At 43.1% G+C, this 5,218-nt stretch carries 8 protein-coding genes; 7 read left to right on the top strand and 1 reads right to left on the bottom strand.

From position 1 onward, the window contains the following. The coding region (locus Q0K03_RS07065) for a GTP pyrophosphokinase family protein (protein ID WP_297239005.1) at positions 1 to 584 on the bottom strand (584 nt) is incomplete at its 3' end. A gap of 127 nt (positions 585 to 711) precedes the next feature. Between Q0K03_RS07065 and Q0K03_RS07060 the strand changes: the two genes are divergently transcribed. From Q0K03_RS07060 to Q0K03_RS07030, 7 genes are all read left to right on the top strand, one after another. After that, complete coding sequence (locus Q0K03_RS07060; RefSeq protein WP_297239004.1) at positions 712 to 1,035, top strand: multidrug efflux SMR transporter; 324 nt, start codon at positions 712 to 714, stop codon at positions 1,033 to 1,035. A 123-nt stretch (positions 1,036 to 1,158) separates the two neighbouring features. Beyond that, complete coding sequence (gene rpsF / locus Q0K03_RS07055) at positions 1,159 to 1,452, top strand: 30S ribosomal protein S6 (protein ID WP_297239003.1); 294 nt, start codon at positions 1,159 to 1,161, stop codon at positions 1,450 to 1,452. A gap of 14 nt (positions 1,453 to 1,466) precedes the next feature. Continuing rightward, the gene (ssb, locus tag Q0K03_RS07050; RefSeq protein WP_297239002.1) at positions 1,467 to 1,940 is read left to right on the top strand and encodes a single-stranded DNA-binding protein; all 474 of its coding nucleotides are present in this window, start codon (positions 1,467 to 1,469) and stop codon (positions 1,938 to 1,940) included. A 23-nt stretch (positions 1,941 to 1,963) separates the two neighbouring features. After that, positions 1,964 to 2,194, top strand: coding sequence for a 30S ribosomal protein S18 (gene rpsR, locus Q0K03_RS07045; protein WP_003864783.1), 231 nt, complete (start codon positions 1,964 to 1,966; stop codon positions 2,192 to 2,194). Between the two features lie 53 nt (positions 2,195 to 2,247). Further along, positions 2,248 to 3,111 carry a hypothetical protein gene (locus Q0K03_RS07040; RefSeq protein WP_297239001.1) on the top strand — a complete coding sequence of 288 codons (864 nt, stop codon included), beginning with the start codon at positions 2,248 to 2,250 and terminating at the stop codon, positions 3,109 to 3,111. Position 3,112: 1 nt separating this feature from the next. Further along, the gene (locus Q0K03_RS07035; RefSeq protein WP_297239000.1) at positions 3,113 to 5,083 is read left to right on the top strand and encodes a DHH family phosphoesterase; all 1,971 of its coding nucleotides are present in this window, start codon (positions 3,113 to 3,115) and stop codon (positions 5,081 to 5,083) included. Next, positions 5,064 to 5,218, top strand: a 155-nt coding sequence (locus tag Q0K03_RS07030; RefSeq protein WP_297239006.1) for a bL9 family ribosomal protein, incomplete at its 3' end; no start/stop codon positions are given. The genes Q0K03_RS07035 and Q0K03_RS07030, both read left to right, overlap by 20 nt.

Below are 5,218 nucleotides of genomic sequence, written 5' to 3'. Positions count from 1 at the left end.
GAAATACTTTCCAGGGTCGTTTGATCCAGCTCTTTTTTATAACGGATCTTATGTTCCAAAGAAGCCCAGGAATCCATCGCAATGGTTCGAAACTGCACTTCTACATTCATCTCGCGTTTTTCTTCATGAAGAAAGATCGGAACCTGAATGATCAGATGCAGGCTTCGGTAACCATTGGGCTTGGGATTTTTGATGTAGTCCTTGATTTCCAGAAGCGTGATATCATCCTGCGAAAGAAGATATTTTGCCAAAAGGTAAATATCGTTCTGGAAAGAACAGATCACACGGATGCCTGCGATATCAAAAAGATTTTCTTCGATTGACTGTACCGTCAAAGGAAGATGGCGGGATTCCATTTTTTTGATGATACTTTCGGGGCTCTTCAAGCGGCTTTTTATCGTTTCAATGGGGTTGGTCTCCCGTTCAATGGAAAACTCTTCGTTAAGCACTTTAAATTTTGTTTCGACTTCCATCAGGGCACAGCGATAATAGGCCATCAAAGTACGCATAGAGATGGAATCCTGGTGGATCTTTTCGAATAGATCGACTTGTTCTTCGATTGTCAGATATTGATTGATTTCCATAATATTTACACCTTATTTCGTTTATAAACTAACATAGATCCTTAAAGATTTCTACTCTATAAAGAAAGTTGAAAAACTTTTGCCGGTTGCCTAAAATGAATAAAGATAAGAAGTTGAGGGTATTTCTATGGAATATGTTTTATTAGGAATTGCGATCTTTTTTGAGATACTGGCCAGCTCTTTGCTGCATACATCAAAAGGCTTTACACAATTATGGCCTTCATTAGGCTGTATTGTCTTTTATTCGATCTGCTTTTTTGCCTTTTCCAAAGCGCTGTTAAAGATCGACTTAGGCATTGCTTATGCGACCTGGTCGGCAGTAGGCATTATTGCGACTACGATCATCGGCGTCCTGATCTTTGATCAGAAACTGACCATGATTGGGGGATTTTCCATCCTCTTGATCATTGTAGGCTGTTTGTTGCTGAACCTGTATGGCAGTCCCCGATAAAATGCATTTAAATCTAGAAAACCGCTTGAAAAAAAATGTTTGGCATGGTAGTATATCCAAGCAAGTCTATGCTTGCCCTGTATCTTTCAAACAGATACCATAGTCCAAAGGGAGGTGTACAGAATGAAAAAATACGAAATCATGTACATTGTAAACGCATCTTTAGATGAAGAACAGTTTAAAGGTGTTCAGGAACGTCTTCATGCGACGATCACATCTCATGAAGGGTCCATCGACAAGGTAGATGACTGGGGAATCAAAGATTTCGCTTATGAAATCGATCACATGAAGAAAGGTCACTATGTCGTTATCAATGTAACTGTAGGCAACGAAGGAATCGCTGAATTCCAGCGTTTGGCCCGCATCAGCAACAACGTAATTCGTATCATGGTCGTTAAGACACAGGACGAAGAATAAAAGAGGAAACCGGTATGATCAACAGAGTCGTATTAGTAGGAAGACTTACAAGAGATCCGGAATTAAGAAAGACACAGAACGGAACCAGCGTGGTCAGCTTTTCACTGGCTGTTAACCGCCGCGTACAGAGTCAGGGTCAGCCTGAGGCCGACTTTATCAACTGTGTAGCCTGGAACCGTTTGGCCGATTTAATGTGTCAGTATCTGCATCGCGGTTCTTTGATTGGTGTAGAAGGACGTATTCAGACACGTAATTATGACAACAATCAGGGACAAAGAGTGTATGTAACTGAAGTCGTTGCGGACAATGTTCAATTCTTGGAACCAAAGAATGCGCAGCATTCTTCAGCCGCGTATGCTCAGCCGGCTCCGGCTATGGATCCATATGGACAAAGTGCCCCGGCGATGCCGGCAGCTCAAGATCCATTTGGTACAGATTTTGACACAAGCGATACACTGGATATCTCCAGTGATGATTTACCATTCTAAAAAGAATAGAAAGGATAAGAACTATGGCATTTAAAAAACAACGCATGGGTCGTAAAAAAGTTTGTTACTTCACAAAGAACAAAATCAAAGAAATCGACTACAAAGATGTTGAATTATTAAAACGTTTCATCAACGCTAACGGAAAAATCATTCCTAGACGTGTAACCGGAACGCGCGCTAAATACCAGAGAATGCTGGCTACCGCAATCAAACGTGCACGTCAGATGGCTTTATTACCATATGTCGTTGACTAAGAGCTTGTAAAAAGCTCTTTTTTTTGTAGTATCCTTGTTCTAAAATAAGAAATATGAAAACAAGATCCATTACCCAGGGCGCTATGAGTGTAGCTTTGTACGGGTTGTTACTGTTATTGAACCAACAGACCGGCTTCGCGATTGAATCGATGTTAAGCTGGGTCTTTATTCTGCCGCTTTTACTCTATACAGCCAAAGAAGGAGGGTATGCCGGTTTTGTCACGGGGATCGCCATGGGACTTCTCAGCTTCTTTTTCGGATCTTTTACCACCTGGTTTTATAGCTGGACCGCCCTTTTTATCGGTTTTGTCTATGGGGTGGGTGTTTTTAAAAAGGCGCGTCACAGTACCAATTTTGTGATTTGTTTTGTCCTGTCGGTCATCATGTACATGTGCATGATCTATCTATGGGCGGCGATTTTCGGTTATGATCTCCATGCCGATTTTGACACGCTTTCCAGACTGATCCCATTCATTGATTTTTCTTCTTTTTGCGTGGTGTTCATCGTTCTTATGGCCCTTTTGCAGACCTTGTGCATCCATATGATCTCCATTCTGGCATGCCATCGTTTGCGTATCGATATAAGACCCATCGGCTCACTTTCCTTGATTCATGGAAATCCCTTGCTGGGGATCGTATCCTTAGCCATTTGGGTGTTATTTCTTTTTGGCCAAAATATGTTAGAATATTCTATATATACAAATGGGATCCGCATGGCCTTCTTTCTGGATTTTATCGTACTGGATGGATTAGGGGCCATCGTCTTGATGGATTTTGGCGTTCGCTACCGAATCCGGCTGTTTTCTTTTCTGGCCGTGATTGGTGCGTTTATACCGATCTTGAATTTGATCTGGATATTCCTGGGCGAATTGGACTGTCTTTTTTCGATTCGCAAAAGCTGGAACGTGAGAGGTTGATATGAAACAGTTTCACAAATGGAGAGGATACTTTATCCTGGCAGGATGCATCTTTATCGTATTGGTTGTGGCATCGCTGTTCTTAAATAATTATACGCAGGCTGTTTTCTTGGTTGTGGGAGGCGTTCTTTTTGCGATCCCTCTGATTGGATTTGTCCGTGATCTTAAGACCTATGGATTGAAAACGGAACTGGATATTTCCCGTGTTTTAGGCAAGGAAGCCAAAGATGCCCTGTCGTTTGGAAATATAGGGATCTTAACATATAACGAGGAATATGTCGTGACCTGGGCTTCTTCCTATTTTGACCAAAAAGGGTTGGATCTGGTCAATAAAAAACTGACCAGCTGGATCGAAGAGATCCGCACGCTTTTTGACGAGGATGTCGAAGTGATCACCGCTGAGTCGGAAGGCTCAATTTATGAAATCACCCGGAAATCGGAAGGACAGCTTTTGTTTGTCAAAGAGGTCACAGAGCTTACGCATTTGAAAAAACAGATCCAGGAAAAAGAAATCGTCGTGGGTCTGGTTCAGCTGGATAATTATATGGAATATCAGTCTTATGAAAATGAGGAACTGATGGCCCATATCAATACCCAGTTAAGAAGTCCAATCGTGACCTGGGCCCAGAAAAACGGGATCCTGATTCGACGCTTGCGAAGCGATCGCTTTATTCTTGTCTTAAATAAGAATATTCTTCATGCGATTCGGGCGCAGAACTTTTCGATTCTTCAAATCATCAAGGACAAAGCCAGCCAAATCGGGGTATCCATTACTTTGAGCATGAGTTTTGCCTATGGAACGGATGATTTTATCGTTTTGGACGATGCGATCAATGAACTGATCGAACTGGCGCAATCCCGCGGAGGGGATCAGGCAGCCATCAAAGATGTTCATGGTGCCGTGGAATATGTCGGCGGCAATTCCGAAATGAGTTCGGCCCGCTCCAAGGTAAGGGTTCGTGTATTGGCTCAGACGCTTCAGGATGCAATCTTAGAAAGCGATGCCGTCTATATCGCCGGACATATCATGACGGATTTTGACTGTATGGGGGCCTGTCTCAGTATTTCCAACTGGGCCAATGCCTTGAATAAAAAAGCTTATATTGTCTTAAAAGATGTCCCTCGTGACAACCAGCTGCAGTCGGTCATGGACCAGTATCTGCATTTTATAGAAGAACGCCACATCTTTATTACGCCATCCCTCGCCGCAGAACAGATCGATGTGTCCAAGGATCTTATGATCATGCTTGACCATGGGATCCCTGCCATCAGCAGTGCCAAAGAATTCATCGAAGATTGTCAGCGTGTGATCGTGATCGACCACCACCGACGCAATGATAACTTTGTGAAGAATGCGATCTTTACGTATGTAGAAAGCAGTGCTTCTTCTACGTGTGAACTGATCGTGGAAATGCTTCAGAATATTCCTTCGCATGTGCCGATCTTTGAGGCCGAAGCAACGATCATGTATCTGGGAATCCTGGTGGATACCAATCGCTTTAAAATGCATACCGATGCCCGTACCTTTGAAGCGGCTGCCTGCCTGAATACATGGGGGGCCAACTTTAAACTGGCAGAAAAGGCCTTATGTGAAGATTATGAGCATTTCAGCCTGAAACATCGTCTGATCCAGGCGGCCCGACCGTTCAAAGATCATTTTATGATCGTGTGTGAGGAAGAAGAAATCGTGGATAAGACGATCCTGGCCCAGGTTTCAGAAGCATTGTTGTTGATCAAAGGCTGCAAGGCAAGCTTTACGATTGCCCGCACTTTAGATCAGGGGCATCCGACCAGCTGCTCAGCCAGAAGTGATGGAAGCTTTAATGTACAGAAAATTATGGAACAGATTCACGGCGGCGGCCATTTCAGTGCAGCGGCCAGTTCTACGGATACCATGGATCCGCAAACGTTTAAACAAGAATTGATGGAATTGATCAGAAAGGAAGAGAACAGTGAAAGTCATACTGCTTAAAGATATAAAAAAAGTAGGAAAAAAAGATGAAGTCATCGAAGTCAGCGATGGTTATGCGAGAAACTATCTCATTAAAAGAAAATTAGCGGTTGCCTATACCAAAGGCAGCAGCAAGGTGCTCAATGAACAGCTTGC

The organism is uncultured Faecalicoccus sp. (assembly GCF_944327125.1).
Taxonomy (GTDB): domain Bacteria; phylum Bacillota_I; class Bacilli_A; order Erysipelotrichales; family Erysipelotrichaceae; genus Faecalicoccus.
Note: the sequence above shows the minus strand (reverse complement) of the source record. Positions and strands in the feature narration are given on the sequence as shown.